We start from the raw sequence: 19,948 nt of genomic DNA, 5'->3' as shown, positions 1-19,948 counted from the left end.
TTCGTTAAACTCGCCGGCCAAGGTGATCAGGCCTTCGGGCGATTTCTGAATGCCTCTGCTTCGGCGTAGAACTTCTTTTCCCATTCCTTGTGATTGTCGAGGCCTTCCTTGATGAAGGGCGTGAAGATCGCCAGGTTCATCAGGGCCCAGTTGACGATGCGGGCCGGGAACTTCAGCGGCTTTACGAAATCGACGAAGAGCACCACGCGGGTCTTGTCGGAATGGTTCCAGGCTTCGTGCTCATAAGCGTCGTCGAAAATCAGCGCCTTGCCTTCCTGCCAGTGGCAAACCTGCTTGTCGACGCGGATAGCAAGTTTCTCGTTCGGCTCCGGCACGATGAGGCCGAGATGCAGGCGAAGCACGCCGTTATAGGGACCGCGATGGGCCGGAAGATGCTTGCCTGGCTCGAAGATCGAGAACATTGCCGTCGTCAGGCCGGGGATCTTCTGCACGGCCGCCCAGGTATTCGGGCACGCCTTGATGTTCTGCTCGGATTTCACGCCGAAACCGAGAAGGAAGAAGGTCTTCCAGCGGGTATCGGTCGAAATCGTCTTTACATCGGTGGAGATGTCCTGGAAAGTCGGCAGCTCGCTCTGGCGCAGCAGTACCTTTTCCAGCTCGGCGCGGATTGCGGGGTAATCCTTCTCGATCTCTGCAGCCCAAGGGAAGGTCGCCGTGTCGTAAACAGGCGGATTGCCGAGCTTGGCATATTTCAGATTGAGGCTTTCGGCCCAGGCGACGATGCCCATGAAGAAGCGCGTCATGGCGCTGGGGCGATCCATCGGCGCAATGCCGGCCGTGCCAAAGGTCTGTTCCGGAGCATGGGATTGGTTGGAAGTGGGAGCAGGTGCGCTCAAGGGGCTCTCCGTCATGTCTGTCTTTAAGGGCTGCCTAGGAGGAAGTTGCCGGCCCGGAGGAATGCAAATCCCGAAGGGGTGCCAGGCTTAAAACTTGGGATATTCGCCTGTCCCTCCCGATTGACACCCAACTCCTTTGTTATGCGATGATTACAATAGCCGATTATATGAGTTGATTAGTCGAATTTCGCAAGAGAGTCCGTTCGCAACGAACGGTAGTTTGTCATGGAAGGAATCCTTAGCGATTTCCGGAGGCATTCACCTCAGAATCGGCAAAAATACGGCGAAATCTGCCGACCCTCTTTCCTCATGCGGGTTGAGCCTGAATTATTAGCCGGACAATTGCAAGTCCCGCTATCAAAGCCACAATCGACAGGAAAACGGGCAACGCGATATAGGCAATAGACGGTACCAACTGGCCGCGCTCCCAGAGCACCACACTTTCCAGCGCAAGGTCGAAAATGTCGTGAATCCGCCTAGAACGCCTGCCGTCAGAAGCAATCGCACCTCTTGCGACATACCGCCGCGAAAGGCGAAATACTCGGTCAGCAGCGCCATGCGAACGCCCCGCCCAATCTGCACCGAGAAACACGACAGAATGGAGCACTACAATCTCCAGTCGTCCTTGCATCAAAGCTTTTCGATCCTTTGGACGTTTTCCCGCCGCGTCTCCAGACCGCGTTCGCGAATATGGCGAAGCGGAGTATCGGCAAGGATCTCTCCAGAAGCCGCCGTCTTGGCGATGCCGAGACGCTGCGACAGATAGATGCTGGTATGGCCGCTGCAAATATAGGCAAGGAAGCAGGCGACGGCGAGATAGACGGTGTGCGTTGCGCCGAACAACTCGATGCCCATGATCATGCAGGCGAGCGGCGTGTTGGTGGCGCCGGCAAAGACGGCAACAAAGCCCAATGCGGCAAAGAGATCAGCCGGCGCGCCGAGAATGGCGGCAAGCGCGTTGCCGAGCGCCGCACCGATGAAGAACAGCGGCGTCACCTCCCCGCCCTTGAAGCCGGCGCTGAGCGTTACGATCGTAAAGACCGCTTTCCAGAACCAGCTCCAGTAATCGACATGAGCCGGATCGAAAAAGCCGAGGATCGTTGCATCGGCGGGATTGGGCGACCAGACGCCAAGCCCGAGATATTCCCGGGTGCCAAGCAGATAGACGAGCCCGATCAGGATCGCACTGGCGATGACGGGCCGCAGCGGCGCATAGGCGCATAACCGCTTGAACGCCGCCGACGTCCTATGCGAGACCTCGCTGAATGAGCGCGCCATCAGGCCGAACACGACGCCTGCGATGCCCACCTTGAGGAGCAGCAAGGCATCCAGATGGAAGGTGCTTGCCGGCGTACCGGCGAGATAGCCGATCTGATACTGGATATGCTCGATACCCCAGGCATGGCAGGTCCAGTCGGCCGCGATCGCCGCCGCAAGACTGGGGATCAGGGCCTCATATTGCATTCGCCCGATCGTCAGCACTTCGAGCGCAAAGACCGCACCCGCAATCGGCGTACCGAAAACCGCGCCGAAGCCGGCGGCTATACCCGCCATGAGGATGATCCGGATCTCGGCATGGCTGAGCCGGGAGATATTCGCGAAAGCGCTCGCAATGCTGCCGCCGAGCTGCACCGCCGTCCCCTCGCGCCCCGCCGACCCCCCGACCAGATGCGTCAGAACTGTCGAGACCAGAATGAAGGGCGCCATGCGCAAGGGCACGCCGCCACCGGGCTCGTGGATCTGATCGACAATCAGATTGTTGCCGCCTTCCGACCCGCGGCCAAAATGCTGGTAGACCAAGACCATCAGGAAGCCGGCTACCGGCATCAGGAAGATCAGCCAGGGATGGTCGAAGCGCGTCGCAGTCGCTTTGTCCAGGCTCCAAAGGAAAAGCGCGCAGAGCGAGCCGACGACGACTGCCATCGGCACGACCAGAAGGATCCATTTGAACAGGCTGCGAAATTGCTGAAAGCGATGATGAAAATATGCGGATGCGGACATCATTTTGCCCCTCCCGCGAAGCCGACGGACGGTTTCCCGGGGATACAGGATAGGAAACATGCGTGAGATAACGGCAAGAAAACGGACACGACTCTACTCCTTCGCCCTTCAGGCGTCTCGAGTAGGAGTCATCAGCTTCCCTGGAAATATCAGAGCAGCGGTTCGGCCACCATGGCCCGGCAGAAATCCATTACCGTTGAGATTTCAATATAGAAATACGCCCACCGCTGTCAATGTGCCGCACTTGAGCACGCCGGATGCATTCCGTCACACCGCCCGAGCAATCATCTCAATCGGCGCGAGCAGCCCTGCTTCCACCGACATGTTGACATTGCTGCTCCGCTCACTCGCCCGCGGCCCCATCACTGTTCGGAACCCCGGGTCTCGCCCCTCGCCTGCCGCAGCTTTGGCGCGCGCCTCATGCGCCAGCCGGATCGCCAATGCGCTGCGATCCCGCTCCAGCTCCACCGCAAAGCCGGCTTCTTCGAGTAGATGGCGATAGACATCGGAGCTGCAGACGAAGCTCGTTTCCGGCTCCATCGCCCAGGGCATCGGATAAGGTAGTGTGCCCTCGCGCATCTGCATAATTTCATAGAGCCCGAACCGGCCACCCGGCTTGAGAATGCGGCGGATCTCTGCAAACAGCCTCGCCTTGTCCTCGATATTCATGCCGACATGAATGAGCGTCGTGCGGTCGAAACTGCCGCTCTCGAAGGGCAAGTCCAAGGCGCTTCCCTGCCGGAAGGATACCAGATCCGCCAGACCGCAAAGGGCTGTCAGCGACTTGGCGACCTGAACGAATTCTTCGGTGAGATCGATACCCGATACCGCGCATCCGTAGGAGTCGGCAAAATGGCGGGCAGGCCCGCCGAGCCCCGATCCGATATCGGCAAGCCGCAGACCGGCGGAAAGATCGAGATCGAGCGCGAACTCCACCGTGGCGGCATGACGCCCGAGGTGGAACTCATCGACACCGGCGAGGTCCCTAAGGCGCAGATTGTCGATATCCTTGCCACTGGTCGACAGGATTTGCAGGATCGCCGTTTCCAGCGATCCATGCGTGTAGTGGCTGGCAACTTTTTCCTCGGTGGACATGCATGCACTCCCAAGGTTTTGCCTGAAGGTGGCCTATGACATCAGACCTTCAGTTCGCGCCGCTCCGTTTCCGTTACCATGGCAAGATCCAGCACGCGCTGCAAGTTGGCTGCGTGGCGGAAGCTCGGATCCTGGCTGCTGCCGGTCATGACGGCATCGGCAAACCGCTGGTAGTTGGTCGGGACCGCCGGCACCTCGATGACCCTCCACGTCGCCGTTTCGGTATCATCGCCAAGGCAACCGCGCAGTTCGGAGCCGTTCGGGCTGTGGGTCACTTCCAGGCCGCCGCGCTCGCCGTAGATGCGAAGCTTCAGCTCGTTCAGATGTCCCGTTGCCCAGCGGCTCGCATGCACGACGCCGAGCGCACCGTTGGCAAAGTCGACCGACATCGAGAAGCTGTCGTTCGCGTCAAGCGTATACTCGCCGATACGCTCGCCAGGCGCCTTGGCGAAGGTCTTGAGGCGGGCGAAGACGTGATCGATATCCGTCGCTGCACCATAAGCGGCGAAATCGAGAATATGAATGCCGATATCGCCGAGAACGCCGTTCGAGCCGTGACCGGTCGACAGGCGCCAGAGCCATTTGGATTCGCTGCGCCAATCGCCCCATGCCTTGGAGACGAGCCAGCTCTGCAGATAGGACGCCTCCACATGCTTGACCGTGCCGATCTCACCCGAGATCACCATCTCGCGCGCCTTCTGCAGCTGCGCAACATTGCGATAGGTCAGATTGACCATATTGACGACCCCTGCCCTCTCGGCAGCTTCCGTCATCTCGAGCGCCTTTTCATAATTCTCCGCGAGCGGCTTCTCGCAGAGAACGTGCTTGCCGGCGGCAAGCAACGGCAGGGTCGTCGGATGGTGAGCCTTGTCCGGCGTGACATTGGTCACCGCATCGAACTCGCCCCAGGCCAGCGCCTCGTCGAGCGACGAAAAGCGCTTATTGATGTCGAACATATCGCAAAAGGCGGTGAGCCTCGTCGCGTCAGTATCGACGGCGCCGACGATTTCGACGCCAGAAATGCGGGCGAAATGCTCCACATGGTTCTTCGCCATGCCGCCCGTGCCAACTACTATGAGACGCATATGATACCTCAGCGATAACCGGCTTCGCCGGCCTGGTGCAGTTTCGGACCACGCTCGACGATCGGCTCCAACGCCGTCTCGACCGGCACGTTGGGCGCATCATGGATGCTGGCCTGAGTGCCGAGCGGATTGTGGGCCCACTTCACGGAATTGATCAGCACCTTTTGGACCGTGGCGTCGTGATAGGTCGGGTAGGTCTCATGGCCAGGGCGGAAATAGAAGATGTTGCCGGCGCCACGGCGCCAGGTCATGCCCGAGCGGAAGACTTCGCCGCCCTGGAACCAGGAGATGAACACGGTTTCCAGCGGCTCCGGAACGGAGAACTGCTCACCGTACATTTCCTCGTTCTCGAGCTCAAAATGCTCGCCCAGACCAGCCGCGATCGGATGGCGCGGATTGATGACCCAGAGGCGTTCGCGCTCACCGGCCTCGCGCCATTTCAGCGCGCAAGGCGTGCCCATCAGGCGCTTGAAGACCTTGGAGAAATGGCCGGAATGCAGGACGATGAGGCCCATGCCCTCCCACACGCGCTTGGCGACGCGCTCGACCACTTCGTCGTTAACGGCGCCATGGTCCTTGTGACCCCACCACAGCAGGACGTCGGTGTCTTTCAGGCGCGCTTCGCTAAGACCATGCTCCGGCTCCTGCAACGTTGCAGTGGTTGCCTGGATACCGGCATCGGCACTCAGCGCCTTGGCGATGGTGTTGTGCATGCCTTCCGGATAGATCTCGGCGACGACTTTGTTTGTTTGCTCATGAATGTTCTCGCCCCAAACGACGGCACGAATAGTCATTACGGCACTCCTCTAATTCTATTGGGATTGAATAGGTTTACGATCCAAAGCGCTTTGGGAAAGCGCCGTACTTCAAACCTTCATCAGCCTGCTTTGTAGAGACATAGAACCTTCAAAGCGATTTGACAAAGGCAAAAACGGCCATGAACAACACCTCTGTTTTCAGTGCGACACGGATTTTGAAAAGAGATTGACGACGAGCACGCCGGCAATGATCAACCCCAGGCCGATGACGGCGGCAAGGTCGAGTTTCTGACGGAACAGCACGAACCCCACCACGGAAATCAGCACGATGCCGAGCGCGCTCCAGATAGCGTAGGCGATGCCCACCGGGATGACCCGCAACGTTACCGAAAGGCAATAGAAGGCCGCCGTGTAGCAAACCACCAGAACGATCGTCGGACCGAGGCGGGTGAACTGCTGCGACATCTGCAACGCCGTCGTGCCGATCACCTCCAGCACGATCGCAACCAGCAGCATTGCATAGACAGATGCGTTCGCCATTCCCATGTCTCCGACGATTCCTAGAGGTGTGTGAGCTCGACAAGCCGCCCGATGAGCGTCGCGCGCGCGTTTGCGTCCATGTCGTGACTACCGAGCAGGTCCGCAAGCCAGATCCCATCGGCCGCCAACCTGACGATTGCCGCGTCCACCGAGGAATCCGTACCGACATATTCCTCGCTGCGCTCGCGCACCCACTCGTGCCAGCGCTGCCGCAATTGCGGCTCGGTAAGCAGCACCATCGTCACCTGCGCCCAGTCCTTGTTGCCCTGCGGCTGATCGCGCAGTGCCAGGCACGCATGCAGGTAACCGCGGGTAAAGCGACCATGCGGCAATGGATCCGCGCGCATCGCTTCCTCGATTGCAGCATCCAGCCGCTCCAGCAGGCTGTCGAACAGCGCTTCGAGAAGCATGTTCTTGCTGGGGAAGTGATGCAGCAGGCCACCCTTGCTCACCCCGGAGGCGCCGGAAACGGCATCCAGCGTCACCGCAGCCATTCCCTTTTCGGAAGCAAGCCGCGCCGCGACCTCCAGCAACTGCTGGCGGACGAACAAAGGCTGCTTCTTCCTGTGGTGCGCTGTGGACATGGCGACATAACATACCAATTGGACGGTTTCGTCAATCAACTAATCGGCGGTCCGAAAACCCATGAGTTCCGGACCTCATCAAAGCCATCCTCCTCTCAAATCACACTATGATGCGCGACATCATTTTCATCGAAAATCGACACTTTTGCAGCATCGACGGTGAACGCAATCGGCGAGCCGGTAGTGATGGTGGTCATGCCCGGATCCGTGCCGATGATTTTGGAACCGTCCCTGAGCCGGACGTGAACGAGTGAACGGTCGCCGAGGCGCTCCACGGTCTCGACCTGCCCGCCAATATCGCCCTTCTCCGCCGCTGTGACGACCAGATGCTCCGGGCGGATGCCAAGCGTCAGCCCGGAATTCGAAATGCCGTTGAGCCCGACCGCCGTCTTGATGACCGATCCATCAGGCAACGTCGCCGTCGCCAATCCGCCCGCCTCGCCGATGCCAGCTATATTGATGAAGTTCATGCCCGGTGAGCCGACGAACTGGGCGACATAGCGTGTCGCAGGGCGCGTGTAGATCTCGACAGGCGAAGCGACTTGCTCGATCTTCTTGTTGTTGAGCAGCACGATACGGTCGGCAAGCGTCATCGCCTCTACCTGATCGTGGGTGACGAACACCATCGTTGCACCCAGCCGCTCATGCAGCTGCGCCAGCTCGACGCGCGTACGAGTGCGCAGGCCGGCGTCGAGGTTGGAGAGCGGCTCGTCGAAGAGGAAGACATCAGGCTCGCGCACGATGGCGCGGCCGATCGCAACACGCTGGCGCTGGCCGCCTGATAGAGCCGAAGGCTTGCGATCCAGAAGGTGCGGCATTTCGAGGATCTTCGCCGCCGCCTCGATGCGCCTGGCGATCTCGGTCTTCGGCGTCTTGATGTTACGCAGGCCGAAGGACATGTTGTCGCGAACCGTCATGTGCGGATAGAGCGCATAGGATTGGAACACCATCGATACGCCGCGCTCGCCGGGCGGCAACTGATCGACCCGCCGTCCGCCGATCCAGATCTCGCCGCTGGTGATCGACTCCAGACCGGCGATCATACGCAGCAATGTCGACTTACCGCAGCCCGAACCGCCGAGGAAGACGACGAACTCGCCACGCTCGATCGTCAGATCGATGTCGTTCAGAACCTGCACGGCACCGAAATGCTTGGTGAGGGACTTGATGTTGATGCCTGCCACTTTGCTCCTCCTGCGGAAAAATCGAACTTCGTCAGACTTGCCATTCATCGCGCCCGGCCCGACGATCACAGTCGGAACGAGGCTTCCGCATTGGTTATTTGACGGCACCTGCGGCGACACCGCGCGTCAGGGTCCGTTGGAAAATCAGGAAGAAGATCACCGTCGGCGTAATGCCGAGCAGCGAGGCCGCCGCAATCGCGGTCGGCTCCTGCGTATTGGCACCCGACAGCACGCCCATGGCGACGGAAACCGTCTGGTTGTTGTTGGAAACCAGGAACACCAGCGGGATCAGGAACTCGTTCCAAGTCCAGATGAAGAAGAAGGTCGCCAGCACCGCAAGCGTCGGCCGCAGCACCGGCACGATGACCATCCAAAGGATCTGCCAGCGCGTAGCATTGTCGATCTGCGCCGCCTCGATGATTTCGCGGGGGAAGGTCGCCAGCACCGAAGACAGAAGATAGGTCCCGAAGGCGGTGTGCAGCACGCCGATGATCAGGATCACCGAGAGCATCGAATCGAACAGGCCGACCTGCTTGGACATGTAGTAGAGCGGATAGACCAAGGCTTCCTGCGGCGCCATGATCGAGATCAGCAGGATGACAAGCATCACCTGTCCGCCGCGTACGCGGCCGATGCCGATGGCATAGGCGTTCAGCAGGCTGAGAACGACGGCCAATATCGCAGTACATCCACTGATGAGAATGCTGTTGAAGAGCTTTCGGGGGAAATCGACATTCATCCAGAAGTTCTTGAGCGCTGTCAGGTCGAAGCTATGCGGAAAGGCAAGCGGGCCATTGGCGGCATAGTCGGAAGGCGTCTTTATGGCATTGAAGGCGGCCAGGAAGAACGGAAACAGCGTACCCGCAAGGAAAACAAGCAGGATAGCCAGAACGACCCATCGGCCAATCCCTTTCTTCTGGCCGTGATGCACCGAAACAACCGGGGCGGAAATCGAAGACGTCATCGCCATGTCAGTGCCCTCCCTCGGCCTGTTTCGATTGCATGCGCAGGAACACGACGCCGAGTATGATGGTGATGACGGTCTGCAGCGTCGCAATGGCCGCAGCATAGCCAACACGGTTCGTCGTGAAGAAATGATAGTAGGACAGATAGGATGGCACCGTGGTCGCATTGTCGGGTCCGCCCGACGTCAGCACGTAGATCGGCGCAAAAACCTTGAGTGCCGCGATCAGCGTCGTCAGCGCCACCACGAAAATCTCAGGCATGAGCATCGGAATGGTGATGGAGCGGAAGCGCCCGAACCAGCTCGCATTGTCGAGTTCGGCCGCCTCGTAGAGCGAAGGGTCGACGCGCGCCAATCCGGACATGAACACGACAAGGCAGTAGCCGACCTGGACCCAGACGATGACGGCGGAAACGGCCCAAAGCGCATAGTTTGCGTCTCCCAGCCAGTTCTTGGCGAGGAAATCAAGCCCAATGGTTTTCAATACCGCGTTGATAATGCCGATGGGGTTGAGGATCCACCCCCAAAGGACACCGGCCGCGGTCAAGGGCAGAATCTGCGGCAGGTAGAAACCGGCGCGGAAGAAACTCGACCACGTCTCGCTGAATTGCGCACTGATATAGTCGAACAGCACCGCCGCCAGCACCAACCCCAGGAGGATGGGCACGATGGTCATCGAAATGATGAACAGCAGTGTATGCTGGATCGAACTCCAAAAGAGGCTGTCCAGCAGCAATCTCTGATAGTTTTCAAAGCCGACATAGCGCGGCGGAATGACACCGCCCTTCCATGTCGTGAAGCTGATCACGAAATTGGCGATCAGCGGAATGAGCACCACCAGCACAAATCCCAGCATCCCGGGGATCATGTAGAAATAGTACCCCGCCCTGCCGGCGCTCTTCGACTTTTCCATCGAATTCCTCCAGTCCGATACGGCGGGTGGCATCAGAGCCGTCCCGCCGTTGTGATTGTCGCCGATGGTGTTATTGCGCCGCCTGCACGTCGTCGTAGGCCTTCTTCAGCCGTGCAGCCAATTGATCAGGTGGCGTGGAGCCGTTCACCAGGCCGGTAGTCGCCTGAATCAGCAGTTCGTAATAGCCGGGCACCGGCCAGTCCGGGTAGAAGCCGAGGCCGCCCTTGCTGGAAATCTGGTGGAAGAGTTCGACATTGCGCTTGCCGACCTCATCGGTGATGGCAGCCGGATCTGCATCAATAGCCACACCGCCAAGATTTGCCTGTTCGTTCTGATTGTCCTTGCTCAGCACCAGATCGATGAAATCATAGGCGAGATCCTTGTTCTTGGCGCTCTTTGGCACCATGAACATGCTGCCAGTTGAGCCGACGGTGTACTTCGTCGTCGGGAAAATGAACTGGCTCCATTTGAACGTCTTGATTGTGTTCGCAAAATTGCCGTTGTTCCAGGTACCGCTGACGAACATCGGCGCCTTGCCCGAAGAGAACACATTGGCGGCGTCCGTCCCCTTGAGGCCGGTCGAATCCTTCGAGATGTATCCCTTGCCCACCCAGTCAGCGATCTTCTGAGCAGCGAACAGGAAGGGCTTGGTATCGAGCGGCGCCTTGAGACCCTGATAATTCTTGACCCAGGTGTCATCGGCCTGCGTCAGTGCCAGCGTGTAGAGCAGATGCTGTGCGTTCGAATCCACCGTGCCGTAGGCAAGCGGTGTAATGCCCTTCTGCTTGAAGTGGTCGAGAGTCGCCTCAAACTCAGCCAGCGTCGTCGGCACCTTCAAGCCATCGGCCTGGAACATGTCGATGTTGTAGAAGACCGAGACGAACTCGCCAAGCGCTGGAATACCGATGATCGGACCCGAGCCATAGACGCCATTCTGGTCATATTTGCTGAGCTGCGTGTTGGTTTCGTTCAGGACCTTACCCCAGCCACGCTTCTTGAACTCATCATCGAGCGGCGTCAGCAGCCCCTGCGAGGCGACGAGGCCCGCTGTTGCGTTGCCCTTATTGTACTCGAGCACATCAGGCGCCTGATCCGAATTCAGGATAAGACTGCCGGCCTTCTGCAATTGATCGAAGGTTTTTTGCTCGAAATTGACGGTTACATCGGGATGTTTGGCCTTGAATACGCCGAGTGCCTTCGTCCAGGCTACCGCCTGAGGCGTGTCGGGCAGCTCGTACCACCAGACGTTAAATGTCTTGCCCTGGGCCTGCGCCACACCGGCAGCCAACAGAAGCGACATGCCGGCCGAGACCGCCAGCTTCGAAAAAATATTCATATGTTCTCCTCCACCTGCGAACCGTGACGGTTTCAGTCCGACGACATGGCCCGCGCTGCCATCGGGTTTTCCCTCATTTCTACCAAGCACTCGCCTGTCCCATGAGGCGATCAGCGGATGCTCGGCAGTTCCTCCGTTTGGATACCGTCTCGCGTGGAGCAGCTGCCGCTCCACACCTTTGATTAACGCACAACTTGCCTCCTGAATCGATGCAGATTCGCAAATACGCGCGTTACTCGACGAATTCACCGCCCCGGCTTCTCTTGAGATAGTTCAGGCCGTGAACCTGACCAGTCATCTCAAGCGCATCGCGATAGACCGGGTCATGCCAGCCTTCGATGTCGATGGAACCGGACCAGCCGGCAAGCCGCAGCTCGGAGATAATGTCGGTCCAGCTGCTGTCGCCGAAGCCCGGCGTGCGCATGAAGACGAACTTCTCCTTGCCGAAGATGCCATGTTCCTTGATGACGTCCCAACGGATCGTCGCGTCCTTGCCGTGAACGTGGAAAATCTTGCTTGCCCATTTGCGGATCTGAGGCAGCGGCTCGATCAGATAGACCATCTGATGGCATGGCTCCCATTCCAGGCCGAGATTGTCGTCCGGGGTCTCGTTGAACATCAGCTCCCAGGCGTCGGGATTGTGCGCGATGTTCCAGTCGCCGGTCGCCCAGTTGCCGTCCATGGCGCAATTTTCAAAAGCGATCTTGATGCCCCTGTCGGCAGCCCGCTTGGCGAGCTCGCTCCAGACCTGCTTGTAGCGCGGCAGGCTGTCGGTGAGCGGCTTGTCACGGATGCGACCGGTAAAGCCGGCAACGCAGGTCGCGCCGAAATGATGGGCATTGTCGATGCAGTCCTTCCAGCCCTGCAGCGTCTGCAGGTCCATCTCGCGCTCTTCGAGCGGATTGCCGAACATGCCGAGGGTCGAGATGGTGATGTCGCGATCGCCGATGGCGTCGCGGCAGCGCTTGCCAAGTTCCGCGAGGTTCTGGCCGTTGGTGGTCTGCCAGAAGAAGGGCTCGAAGCTTTCGAAACCGAGGTCGGCGATCTTGGCGATGTTCTTGGCGGCATCCTCGTTCGTCGCCCTGATCATCGTGCCGATGCGGATAGCCTTTGCCGGATTAGTCATGATCTCACTGTCCTTGTGCTGAAATGTCGACGCGCCGGCCGGTCTGGGCGCTCTCGATCGCGCCGAGAACCATGGCCAGGCTGCGGATATTGTCGCGGCTTGCCGTTTCGGGCGGCCTGCCGGTCCTGATCGCTTCGATGAAGGAGGCGATGACGCTGGCATGGCCGTGCGTCTCTTCTTCGTGTTTCGGTCCGGGAACTTCGATCGGCGTGAAGCCATGCAGCAGGCCGGGCTCATTGCCGGCGACACTGGCTTCGAAACTCTCTTCGCCGTCCCAGGTCAGCATGCCCTTGCTGCCGGTCAGCCGCCACTGGCTCTCCCAGCTCGTGCGCCGTCCCTCGGCGCACCAGGAGCCGCGATAGCTGAAGACGACATCGTCGGAAAAGTCGAAGAGCGCGTGGGCAGAAGCGCCGTGCTTATACCAGGAGCCCACGGGGTTCTTCTCGACGCAATAGACCGAGACCGGCACCTTGCCGGACACGAAGCGGGCGGCATCGAACGTATGGATCGCCATGTCGAGCAGCAGGACATTATCCATTTCCTCGCGGAAGCCGCCGAAATGCGGACCAAGGAAGAAATCGCAATGAACACCCGTGAGTTCACCGATCGCTCCCTCCTCCACGAGCCGGCGCAGGCGCCGGATGCCGGAGATGTAGCGGCGGTTTTGGATAATGGCGTGGACCTTGCCGGCTTGAGCGGCGAGATCGATCAGCGCAGCACCCTCGGAAAGCGAAGTCGCCATCGGCTTTTCGCTGAGCACATGGCAACCAGCCTTAAGTGCCGTCGAAACCACGCCGAAGCGCGCGGCCGGAATGACGACGTCAAAAACGAGATCGGCCTTGGTCGCGACAATGACCTCCGCGAGATCGGAGCCGATGACGGCATTTTCGAGAGAGAACTCTTTCGCAAGGTTTTCAGCGGTCGCTCGATTGAGATCGACCAGGCCGACAACCTGAATGGATTCGGCAAGCGATGGCGTCGAGGCAATGGCCCTGAGCCAGCCTTTAGACATAGCTCCGCACCCGCACAAAATGGCATTGAATTTCACGATGTCCTCCAGCGGGCGGTGATCAACCCCTCATGACACGCGCTCCGTAAACGTTTACGATACTATGCGAAAAGACTTTCCTGTGTCAATAGAGGAGGACAGCGGAAAATGGCGCATGGAGGAAAACCGCGGCCAATGAAGGGAATTCGCCAGCTTGCCGAGCATCTCGATATCTCGATCGGCACAGTATCACGCGCATTGAACGGCAAGCCGGATGTGAACGAAGAGACCCGCAAGCGCGTGCTCGCCGCCGCCGAACAACTCGGCTATGTGGCCAACCAATCCGGGCGCAGCCTGCGGCAAGGCACCACCAACGTTATCGGGCTGATGATCCAATCCAGCCGGGAAACGGTTGAAAACAGCGACAACTTCTTTCTGACTGTGACGGGCGGGCTGCAGAGCGTGTTCTCGCGACACAATCTCGATCTGATCATGCTCCCTTGCCCGCATGACGAAGACCCCTACGAATATCTGAAGCGCATGGTCGCGAGGCGCATCGTCGATGCGCTGATCCTTTCCGAGACGCAGCGTGTCGACAAGCGCTTCGATATGCTCGCCAAGGCGAAAATTCCATTCGCGGCGCTTGGCCGCAGCCTCTCGGGCGTGCAGCATCCCTGGGCCGACCTGGATTTCGACGGCGTCGCCAATTGCGCCGTCGACCGGCTTGTGGCGCATGGGCACCGGCGCATTGCCATCAGCACGCCCGCCAGCGACATCAATCTCGGCTTCGTCTTCGTAGAAGGCTATCGCCGCGCACTGGAGCGGCATGGTATCCCCTATGATCCCGCGCTGGTCATCCGCGCCAAATCGAGCGAACAGGGTGGCTATCAGGTCGCCGATGAGCTGCTTGGCCTGAAAGACAGGCCGACGGCTGTGATCCTGATCTATGAGCTGATGGCCATCGGCTTCTATCGGCGTGTCATGGAGGCTGGCATCATTCCCGGTCGCGATGTTGCTGTCGTTGGCTTTCGCGAGGCGCCGCGCGCCAAATTCCTGCAGCCGACGCTGACCTGCTTTCGTACCTCGCTGCACGATCTCGGGGTCGAACTCGCGGAAATCCTGCTTTCCAGCATGCCCGCCTACAACCATATCTACCCCAACACGAAGCGCCAGAGGACCTGGCCGCTCGAACTCGTTCCCGGCGAAAGCGACGCCTTTCACCTGACGACCGGCAAATAAGGCAGCGCCGAAACGCCGCACCGGCCATATCGACGGTTGCGGCAGCGCCCGTCAGTTGCCATGTAGAACATCGCAAACAGGGGCCGAGGCTTGAGCGAAGAAACCATCACACTTTACGAAGCGATCGGCGGCGACCGCACGGTGCGGGCGTTGACCTCGCGTTTTTACGAATTGATGGATACGCTGCCGGAAGCAGCCAATTGCCGCGCCGTACACCCGCCGAGCCTCGAAGGCTCGCAAGAGAAATTCTACGAATATCTGACCGGCTATCTCGGCGGACCGCAGCTCTATATCGAAAAGCGCGGCCATCCCCGCCTGCGCAGCCGGCATTTCGTCGCTGCCATCGGCCCGAGAGAACGCGATGAGTGGCTACTTTGTTTCCGCCGAGCCATGGACGAAACCATCGAGAACGAAAAACTGCGTGCAATCATCTGGGAGCCCGTCGAGCGTCTGGCGTTCCACATGCAGAACCGAGAATGAGGAAGATATGAGCATTGGCGCCGTAATCCGTCCGGCCACCCTGTTTATCGCCGGCATTCTCGGCGGCGGCGGCGTCGCGCTTGCTGCAGCTGCCACCCATGGCGGCGATACGCATTTCCTTGGTGCAGCCTCCACCATGAGCCTCGCGCACGCCCCTGCCCTCTTGGCGCTCTATGCCAGCTATGACCGCATTCGCACCGCGCCGGTTGCCGCTGTTCTGCTGGGATTGGGAACGCTGATCTTCGCAGGCGACCTGATCAGCCGTCACTTCGGCGGCAGCTCGTTATTTCCGATGGCCGCCCCGACGGGCGGAATGGGCATGATTGCCGGCTGGGCCGTGATAGCGCTCGGCGCCTTCTTCAGGACGAATACCGCGAAGGCATAAAGCCGGCATCGTCACCGGCGAGCTGGCAATACCGGCTTAAACGCCAGGAACCACGCTGAAGCCTTCGAATTGCGGCGGCCCCCAATGGAGCCGCTTGTTGTCGCTTGCGTTGCGATGTGCCACGCGAAAATGCTCGGATTTCGTCCAGTTGATGAAATCCTCTTCGCTGTGCCAGGCGGTGTGCGAGGAAAACAGCGTATAGCCTCCATCGACATCCGCCTTACCGCGCAACAGGCGAAACTCCAGGAAGCCGGGCACGTCGGAGAGGCGGGAATCGCGCCCTCTCCAAACCTCTTCGAATTCGCCCTCCAAACCGATGACGACCTTGAAGCGGTTCATGGCGATGTACATGGCAACCTCGTTCGACGATCAGACCTTCTTGCGGCGTGCGACACTCTTATCCACCCTCGGCGCAAAGGCAACGACATTTGCGCCGTCACGGCTGGCCTCGTCCAGCGGCTGATCCGGCGCTTCTCCGGGCATGCGCGCCTTCCACGCCGGAAAAGTCGCAACATTCGCAGCACGCTGCCGTTCCTCGGCGCGGCGCATCAGCAATTCATAGAGTTCGGGCACAAGCCCATCACCATTCTGCGCGGCCAGCTTGTGCAGGCCGATCAGCATAAACCCGTCAGGGCCATTGTCGATCATTGGGAAACGTCTCGTTCTTTCATGGTCTGCAGCGCCCGCTCGAGGCTGGACTTGCTGCCGTTGCGCAACGGAATGAAGGCCTTGCCGAACTTCTTGCAGCCGGTCTTCACCCGCAGGCACGCATCGTGGCTGATACAGTCGATAGGGCAGAAGACGCAGTCGACCGAAGGCAGCACCGTATCGATGCGCGACACTGCTTCGCGCAGCCCGCCGTCGTGATGGATCAGTTCAGCCCCGAAGTTGCTGGCGATCTGGCGCAGATGCGCCACCTGGCAATCGCGACCGCCGACATAGAGAAAGCTGCGCACATCGAGATTGGACTTGCCGGAGGTCTGCGCCGTAGCCTGCACCTCACGGCTCCCGCGGCCAGAATCCTTCTTCCCCTTACGCGCCATGCATCACCCGCTTGCTGGTTGCTCTTGCACGCTCGATTCCGCCGAGCGCGAGGCGACCTTAGTAAACATGAGTTTTATAGTAAAGTATAAAGTTGAGGATTTACATCATATTTTAGAGCGAAACTCGGTTAGCCAACTTGCAGAGCCTTCTCGGTGTGCACCGATGCAATTCATTCGCAGCGATTGGGTCCTGAAACAGATGCACGGACTGGGCATTCCCGCGCCGACTTAGCGCCGCGTCACCTGGACTTCCTGAGTGAACGACCAGCTTGGCTTACCCCACTCCGGCGGCAATGGCGGGAAAGGCGCTGCCCTGCGGATACCGTCGGCAACTGCTTCGTCAAGTTCAGGAATACCCGAGCTTCGGGCGATCGACATTGAACTCAAACCGCCGTTGGCACCAATCGTAAGGCGGACACGCACCGTGATGCCGCCTTCATATTTCGACGAGACACGGACCGCTCTCCGAATACGAGCCTGAACCTTGCCTGGATAGTTGGCAACAGCGGCGCTTCCCGCTCCCATGCGCTGAGCATTCGCCATTGAATTGGTGTCGGATTGAGCCGTCTCAGTCCCCTCGGAAGAACCTCTCTTGCTGTCCTCCCTGCTCTCGCCCTTCGACCCCGACTTCGCCTTTACGATCTTTGCGATCGGCTTCTTGACTTCCTTCGGCTTCTCGACGGGTTTCGGCTTTGCAACGGGAGTAACCGCTTCGGGCATGGGTTGGATTGGCTGGGCCTCGGCAACCTGGGTGTTGACGGGCTGGATCGGCTCGGCGGGCTGCATCACCGTCGTCTCGGCCGGCGCCTGGGTTGCCAGGATCTGGGGTTGCTCCGAAACAACGGTTTCGGGCGGAACCTGATCAACCGGCTGTACGGCTTCAATCGTCTGGACGGGCTGAGCTTCAACTACCTGAGGCTGCACAACGTCGGGCTGCGGCTGCTGGGTCTCTTCCGGCGTGACTTCGGTCGGTTGGACCGTCTGCGGCTGTACCGCCTCTGCCGTCACCTGTTCCGGTTCCGTCTGCGGATTATTCTCGCCTGCCGCCATCTGATCCGCATCGGCATTACCGATCATAATGACGCTGACTGTATCGCCCGCCTCCTCCTGCGCCTCTTCCGGCGTCGCCACGAAGGTTAGCAGCAATAGTGTGACGACAAGCGCGTGGAACAGGCAGGATCCCAGGCCGGAAAAAAGAAGCGGCGTTTTGCGGCCCGAAGCCGCCACCTCAAGCTTTTCAGGCAGCGCATCCATCGGCAGTTGCTCCGCCGCCGCGACCGTCACCGGCTCTGCTGGGTTGTCCGGAAAGGGGCTGATCTGCGTAAGGCGGCTATAGTGTATCACCGTCTCACCAGCCGGCGGACGTGGCACGCCTTCGAGGCCGGTCAATTCATGGCCCGGCAGCGCGCTCGGATAGTTGTCATTCAAGCCGCCGTTGGCACGGCGCTCCATAGAAACCTTGACCGAGCGCATCGCCATGGCCGTCAGCCTTCAAAAGGAACTGATGTTTGCGAGCGGGTCGCCAGTGCGGCCTTGCACTCGCCCGCCGCCGGACCATCGCATACGGGCGTATCGTTGATGATGATGCGGGAGACGGCCTCGCATTTCACGCCGGGCATATCGAATTGCCGCACGCGCTTCTTGCCGAGCGGCAGATCGCGGAAATCGAGGACGGTGACACGGTCGACGGCATTCTTGTCGTTGAAGAAGGCGAGCTCGAAAGAGATCTTGTTGATCGGCGTCGCCATCTCGTTCTCGGCGACGAAGGTCATCATGCAACCCTTCTGCGACGGCGCCAGCGCATTGAGCTCGACATTGAGCTTGTGCGCGGCGGTTGTCGGGACCGCGCTCGCATCCTCGGCGAAGGCGGGAACGCAGTATGCCGAGACGAACATTCCCGAGATAGCGAGCGTCAAGATCGTTTTCGTCAGCATCGGCATGTCTCCTGAATATGCTTTGACGCGCGCCAGCCGGCCAACTGCCCTAGCGTGTACCGTCGCAATTTTTAAACTTGACTTTCTTTGTATCCTATTGCGTTTTTATGAAACCATGAGTATGAGAGTCAAGATAAATTTGACCGGGCAGCAGTTCGGCCACCGATGAATTTTCAGGCAAAACCAAACAGGATGATTGCTGACAAGACCCCAACGCCGCCGGCGCGAAGCGCGGCGGCACCGCAGTTAAGAATTGTCGAGAGCACGGATATTTTCCGGGGCCAGACCGAAATCATGATCAAGCACGAAGGCGTCATCTACCGCATGAAGATTACGCGCCAAGGCAAGCTCATACTCAACAAATAGGCATGAAAAATGACTGAGACGACCCGACCGACACCCGCCGAAATCCGCGCCTTCCGCGCCGAGAATCCGAAGATGCGCGAGCGCGATATCGCAGCCCGCCTCAATATTTCCGAGGCAGCCCTGGTGGCTGCCGAAGTCGGCATCTCAGCTACCCGCATCGACGCAAGCGTCGATCGCTTCCTGGCGCGGATCGCCTCGCTCGGCGAGATCATGGCCCTCTCGCGCAACGAAAGTGCCGTGCACGAGAAGATCGGCGTCTATGAAAACATGAAGTTCGGCGTCCAGGCGGCCATCGTGCTTGGCGAGAATATCGACCTGCGCATCTTCCCGAAGCGCTGGGTGCATGGCTTTGCCGTCACCAAGCTCGATGGCGATCAGAAGAAGCTGAGCCTGCAGTTCTTCGACAAGGCCGGCGATGCCGTCCATAAGGTGCATCTACGTCCCGCCTCGAATGTCGAAGCCTATCACGCCATGGTCGCAGAGCTGCGCATCGAAGACCAGTCGCAGGAATTCGTCGAGGACCGCTCCGGTTATGATAACGGCCCAACGGAGGGCGATATCAGCCGCGACGAGCTGCGCGACCACTGGAGCCGCATGACCGACACGCACGAATTCTTCAGCATGCTGAAGAAACTGAAAATCGGCCGTCAGGATGCCATCCGCACCGTCGGCGACGACTATGCATGGAAGCTGGATGCCGGTGCCGTCGCCGAGATGATGCACGCCTCCGTGCGCGAGGGCTTGCCGATCATGTGCTTCGTCGCCAATGAAGGCACCGTGCAGATCCATTCCGGCCCGATCTTCAACGTGCAGACCGTGGGTCCCTGGATCAATGTCATGGATCCGACCTTCCACCTGCATCTGCGCCAGGACCAGATCGCCGAAGCCTGGGCCGTGCGCAAGCCGACCAAGGACGGCCATGTCACTTCGCTCGAAGCCTACAACGCCAAGGGCGAGATGATCATCCAGTTCTTCGGCAAGCGGAAGGAAGGCTTCGACGAGCGTCCCGATTGGCGTGCCATCATCGAAAACCTGACGAAAGACGGCGCCAGCGTCGCTGCGTGAGAGAC

23 protein-coding genes and 1 riboswitch are annotated in these 19,948 nt (G+C 59.5%); of the genes, 5 read left to right on the top strand and 18 right to left on the bottom strand.

Going from position 1 to position 19,948, the window contains the following annotated elements; all coding sequences use genetic code 11:
- Positions 1 to 26: 26 nt before the first annotated feature.
- The 13 genes from olsC to GA0061102_RS22900 all read right to left on the bottom strand — a co-directional run bounded on the left by olsC (position 27) and on the right by GA0061102_RS22900 (position 13,491).
- Positions 27 to 872, bottom strand: coding sequence for an ornithine lipid ester-linked acyl 2-hydroxylase OlsC (gene olsC, locus GA0061102_RS22965; protein WP_092853567.1), 846 nt, complete (start codon positions 870 to 872; stop codon positions 27 to 29).
- Between the two features lie 615 nt (positions 873 to 1,487).
- Complete coding sequence (locus GA0061102_RS22955; RefSeq protein WP_092853639.1) at positions 1,488 to 2,858, bottom strand: voltage-gated chloride channel family protein; 1,371 nt, start codon at positions 2,856 to 2,858, stop codon at positions 1,488 to 1,490.
- A gap of 115 nt (positions 2,859 to 2,973) precedes the next feature.
- Positions 2,974 to 3,062, bottom strand: a riboswitch (Fluoride riboswitch).
- Positions 3,063 to 3,125: 63 nt separating this feature from the next.
- Positions 3,126 to 3,953 carry a class I SAM-dependent methyltransferase gene (locus GA0061102_RS22950; RefSeq protein ID WP_092853563.1) on the bottom strand — a complete coding sequence of 276 codons (828 nt, stop codon included), beginning with the start codon at positions 3,951 to 3,953 and terminating at the stop codon, positions 3,126 to 3,128.
- A 41-nt stretch (positions 3,954 to 3,994) separates the two neighbouring features.
- Complete coding sequence (locus GA0061102_RS22945) at positions 3,995 to 5,038, bottom strand: Gfo/Idh/MocA family protein (protein WP_092853561.1); 1,044 nt, start codon at positions 5,036 to 5,038, stop codon at positions 3,995 to 3,997.
- 8 nt (positions 5,039 to 5,046) lie between these two features.
- Positions 5,047 to 5,832, bottom strand: a complete 786-nt coding sequence (locus tag GA0061102_RS22940) for a ThuA domain-containing protein (protein ID WP_092853559.1) — start codon at positions 5,830 to 5,832, stop codon at positions 5,047 to 5,049.
- A gap of 162 nt (positions 5,833 to 5,994) precedes the next feature.
- Positions 5,995 to 6,342 carry an SMR family transporter gene (locus GA0061102_RS22935; protein WP_458550770.1) on the bottom strand — a complete coding sequence of 116 codons (348 nt, stop codon included), beginning with the start codon at positions 6,340 to 6,342 and terminating at the stop codon, positions 5,995 to 5,997.
- Between the two features lie 14 nt (positions 6,343 to 6,356).
- The gene (locus GA0061102_RS22930; protein WP_092853555.1) at positions 6,357 to 6,920 is read right to left on the bottom strand and encodes a TetR/AcrR family transcriptional regulator; all 564 of its coding nucleotides are present in this window, start codon (positions 6,918 to 6,920) and stop codon (positions 6,357 to 6,359) included.
- A gap of 95 nt (positions 6,921 to 7,015) precedes the next feature.
- A complete protein-coding gene (locus tag GA0061102_RS22925) occupies positions 7,016 to 8,104 on the bottom strand; it encodes an ABC transporter ATP-binding protein (protein ID WP_092853553.1) in 1,089 nt (362 codons plus the stop codon).
- A gap of 94 nt (positions 8,105 to 8,198) precedes the next feature.
- The gene (locus GA0061102_RS22920; RefSeq protein ID WP_092853551.1) at positions 8,199 to 9,074 is read right to left on the bottom strand and encodes a carbohydrate ABC transporter permease; all 876 of its coding nucleotides are present in this window, start codon (positions 9,072 to 9,074) and stop codon (positions 8,199 to 8,201) included.
- Between the two features lies 1 nt (position 9,075).
- On the bottom strand, positions 9,076 to 9,981 hold the full coding sequence (locus GA0061102_RS22915) for a carbohydrate ABC transporter permease (RefSeq protein WP_092853550.1): 906 nt from the start codon (positions 9,979 to 9,981) through the stop codon (positions 9,076 to 9,078).
- Between the two features lie 70 nt (positions 9,982 to 10,051).
- Entirely contained in the window at positions 10,052 to 11,317 is a 1,266-nt protein-coding gene (locus GA0061102_RS22910) for an ABC transporter substrate-binding protein (protein ID WP_092853548.1), read from the bottom strand.
- 232 nt (positions 11,318 to 11,549) lie between these two features.
- Entirely contained in the window at positions 11,550 to 12,443 is an 894-nt protein-coding gene (locus tag GA0061102_RS22905) for a sugar phosphate isomerase/epimerase family protein (protein WP_092853546.1), read from the bottom strand.
- Between the two features lie 4 nt (positions 12,444 to 12,447).
- Entirely contained in the window at positions 12,448 to 13,491 is a 1,044-nt protein-coding gene (locus GA0061102_RS22900; protein ID WP_092853544.1) for a Gfo/Idh/MocA family protein, read from the bottom strand.
- Between the two features lie 135 nt (positions 13,492 to 13,626).
- On the opposite strand from GA0061102_RS22900, the gene GA0061102_RS22895 reads away from it, so the two are divergent.
- From GA0061102_RS22895 to GA0061102_RS22885, 3 genes are all read left to right on the top strand, one after another.
- On the top strand, positions 13,627 to 14,670 hold the full coding sequence (locus GA0061102_RS22895) for a substrate-binding domain-containing protein (protein ID WP_092853542.1): 1,044 nt from the start codon (positions 13,627 to 13,629) through the stop codon (positions 14,668 to 14,670).
- A 90-nt stretch (positions 14,671 to 14,760) separates the two neighbouring features.
- Positions 14,761 to 15,150, top strand: coding sequence for a group II truncated hemoglobin (locus GA0061102_RS22890; protein WP_092853540.1), 390 nt, complete (start codon positions 14,761 to 14,763; stop codon positions 15,148 to 15,150).
- A 7-nt stretch (positions 15,151 to 15,157) separates the two neighbouring features.
- On the top strand, positions 15,158 to 15,535 hold the full coding sequence (locus tag GA0061102_RS22885; RefSeq protein WP_092853538.1) for a DUF423 domain-containing protein: 378 nt from the start codon (positions 15,158 to 15,160) through the stop codon (positions 15,533 to 15,535).
- Between the two features lie 36 nt (positions 15,536 to 15,571).
- On the opposite strand, the gene hmuQ is transcribed toward GA0061102_RS22885, so the two are convergent.
- The 5 genes from hmuQ to GA0061102_RS22860 all read right to left on the bottom strand — a co-directional run bounded on the left by hmuQ (position 15,572) and on the right by GA0061102_RS22860 (position 18,512).
- Positions 15,572 to 15,886, bottom strand: a complete 315-nt coding sequence (gene hmuQ / locus GA0061102_RS22880; RefSeq protein WP_092853536.1) for a heme-degrading protein HmuQ — start codon at positions 15,884 to 15,886, stop codon at positions 15,572 to 15,574.
- 18 nt (positions 15,887 to 15,904) lie between these two features.
- Entirely contained in the window at positions 15,905 to 16,183 is a 279-nt protein-coding gene (locus GA0061102_RS22875) for a hypothetical protein (protein WP_092853534.1), read from the bottom strand.
- Positions 16,180 to 16,578, bottom strand: a complete 399-nt coding sequence (locus GA0061102_RS22870; RefSeq protein WP_092853532.1) for a DUF2325 domain-containing protein — start codon at positions 16,576 to 16,578, stop codon at positions 16,180 to 16,182. Before GA0061102_RS22870 ends, GA0061102_RS22875 begins: the two co-directional genes overlap by 4 nt.
- 228 nt (positions 16,579 to 16,806) lie before the next feature.
- Positions 16,807 to 18,057, bottom strand: a complete 1,251-nt coding sequence (locus tag GA0061102_RS22865; RefSeq protein ID WP_092853530.1) for an energy transducer TonB — start codon at positions 18,055 to 18,057, stop codon at positions 16,807 to 16,809.
- A gap of 5 nt (positions 18,058 to 18,062) precedes the next feature.
- Complete coding sequence (locus tag GA0061102_RS22860; RefSeq protein WP_092853528.1) at positions 18,063 to 18,512, bottom strand: hypothetical protein; 450 nt, start codon at positions 18,510 to 18,512, stop codon at positions 18,063 to 18,065.
- Between the two features lie 192 nt (positions 18,513 to 18,704).
- Between GA0061102_RS22860 and hemP the strand changes: the two genes are divergently transcribed.
- Both hemP and GA0061102_RS22850 read left to right on the top strand, forming a co-directional pair.
- Complete coding sequence (gene hemP, locus GA0061102_RS22855) at positions 18,705 to 18,878, top strand: hemin uptake protein HemP (RefSeq protein ID WP_092853526.1); 174 nt, start codon at positions 18,705 to 18,707, stop codon at positions 18,876 to 18,878.
- 9 nt (positions 18,879 to 18,887) lie between these two features.
- Positions 18,888 to 19,943, top strand: coding sequence for a hemin-degrading factor (locus GA0061102_RS22850; RefSeq protein ID WP_092853524.1), 1,056 nt, complete (start codon positions 18,888 to 18,890; stop codon positions 19,941 to 19,943).
- Positions 19,944 to 19,948 lie beyond the last annotated feature (5 nt).

The sequence above is a fragment of the Martinezella miluonensis genome (assembly GCF_900094545.1).
In the GTDB taxonomy this organism is placed as follows: Bacteria; Pseudomonadota; Alphaproteobacteria; order Rhizobiales; family Rhizobiaceae; genus Rhizobium; species Rhizobium miluonense.
Note: the sequence above shows the minus strand (reverse complement) of the source record. Positions and strands in the feature narration are given on the sequence as shown.

What these genes read in the sequence shown, in the direction of transcription:
- hemP (WP_092853526.1), top strand. Translation starts at nt 18,705, where the DNA reads ATGATTGCTGACAAGACCCCAACGCCGCCGGCGCGAAGCGCGGCGGCA.
- GA0061102_RS22940 (WP_092853559.1), bottom strand. Translation starts at nt 5,832, where the DNA reads ATGACTATTCGTGCCGTCGTTTGGGGCGAGAACATTCATGAGCAAACA.
- GA0061102_RS22910 (WP_092853548.1), bottom strand. Translation starts at nt 11,317, where the DNA reads ATGAATATTTTTTCGAAGCTGGCGGTCTCGGCCGGCATGTCGCTTCTG.
- GA0061102_RS22875 (WP_092853534.1), bottom strand. Translation starts at nt 16,183, where the DNA reads ATGATCGACAATGGCCCTGACGGGTTTATGCTGATCGGCCTGCACAAG.
- GA0061102_RS22865 (WP_092853530.1), bottom strand. Translation starts at nt 18,057, where the DNA reads ATGGCGATGCGCTCGGTCAAGGTTTCTATGGAGCGCCGTGCCAACGGC.
- GA0061102_RS22915 (WP_092853550.1), bottom strand. Translation starts at nt 9,981, where the DNA reads ATGGAAAAGTCGAAGAGCGCCGGCAGGGCGGGGTACTATTTCTACATG.
- GA0061102_RS22920 (WP_092853551.1), bottom strand. Translation starts at nt 9,074, where the DNA reads ATGGCGATGACGTCTTCGATTTCCGCCCCGGTTGTTTCGGTGCATCAC.
- hmuQ (WP_092853536.1), bottom strand. Translation starts at nt 15,886, where the DNA reads ATGTACATCGCCATGAACCGCTTCAAGGTCGTCATCGGTTTGGAGGGC.
- GA0061102_RS22895 (WP_092853542.1), top strand. Translation starts at nt 13,627, where the DNA reads ATGAAGGGAATTCGCCAGCTTGCCGAGCATCTCGATATCTCGATCGGC.
- GA0061102_RS22860 (WP_092853528.1), bottom strand. Translation starts at nt 18,512, where the DNA reads ATGCTGACGAAAACGATCTTGACGCTCGCTATCTCGGGAATGTTCGTC.
- GA0061102_RS22935 (WP_458550770.1), bottom strand. Translation starts at nt 6,342, where the DNA reads ATGGGAATGGCGAACGCATCTGTCTATGCAATGCTGCTGGTTGCGATC.
- GA0061102_RS22945 (WP_092853561.1), bottom strand. Translation starts at nt 5,038, where the DNA reads ATGCGTCTCATAGTAGTTGGCACGGGCGGCATGGCGAAGAACCATGTG.
- GA0061102_RS22885 (WP_092853538.1), top strand. Translation starts at nt 15,158, where the DNA reads ATGAGCATTGGCGCCGTAATCCGTCCGGCCACCCTGTTTATCGCCGGC.
- GA0061102_RS22905 (WP_092853546.1), bottom strand. Translation starts at nt 12,443, where the DNA reads ATGACTAATCCGGCAAAGGCTATCCGCATCGGCACGATGATCAGGGCG.
- GA0061102_RS22850 (WP_092853524.1), top strand. Translation starts at nt 18,888, where the DNA reads ATGACTGAGACGACCCGACCGACACCCGCCGAAATCCGCGCCTTCCGC.
- GA0061102_RS22955 (WP_092853639.1), bottom strand. Translation starts at nt 2,858, where the DNA reads ATGTCCGCATCCGCATATTTTCATCATCGCTTTCAGCAATTTCGCAGC.
- GA0061102_RS22870 (WP_092853532.1), bottom strand. Translation starts at nt 16,578, where the DNA reads ATGGCGCGTAAGGGGAAGAAGGATTCTGGCCGCGGGAGCCGTGAGGTG.
- GA0061102_RS22950 (WP_092853563.1), bottom strand. Translation starts at nt 3,953, where the DNA reads ATGTCCACCGAGGAAAAAGTTGCCAGCCACTACACGCATGGATCGCTG.
- olsC (WP_092853567.1), bottom strand. Translation starts at nt 872, where the DNA reads ATGACGGAGAGCCCCTTGAGCGCACCTGCTCCCACTTCCAACCAATCC.
- GA0061102_RS22930 (WP_092853555.1), bottom strand. Translation starts at nt 6,920, where the DNA reads ATGTCCACAGCGCACCACAGGAAGAAGCAGCCTTTGTTCGTCCGCCAG.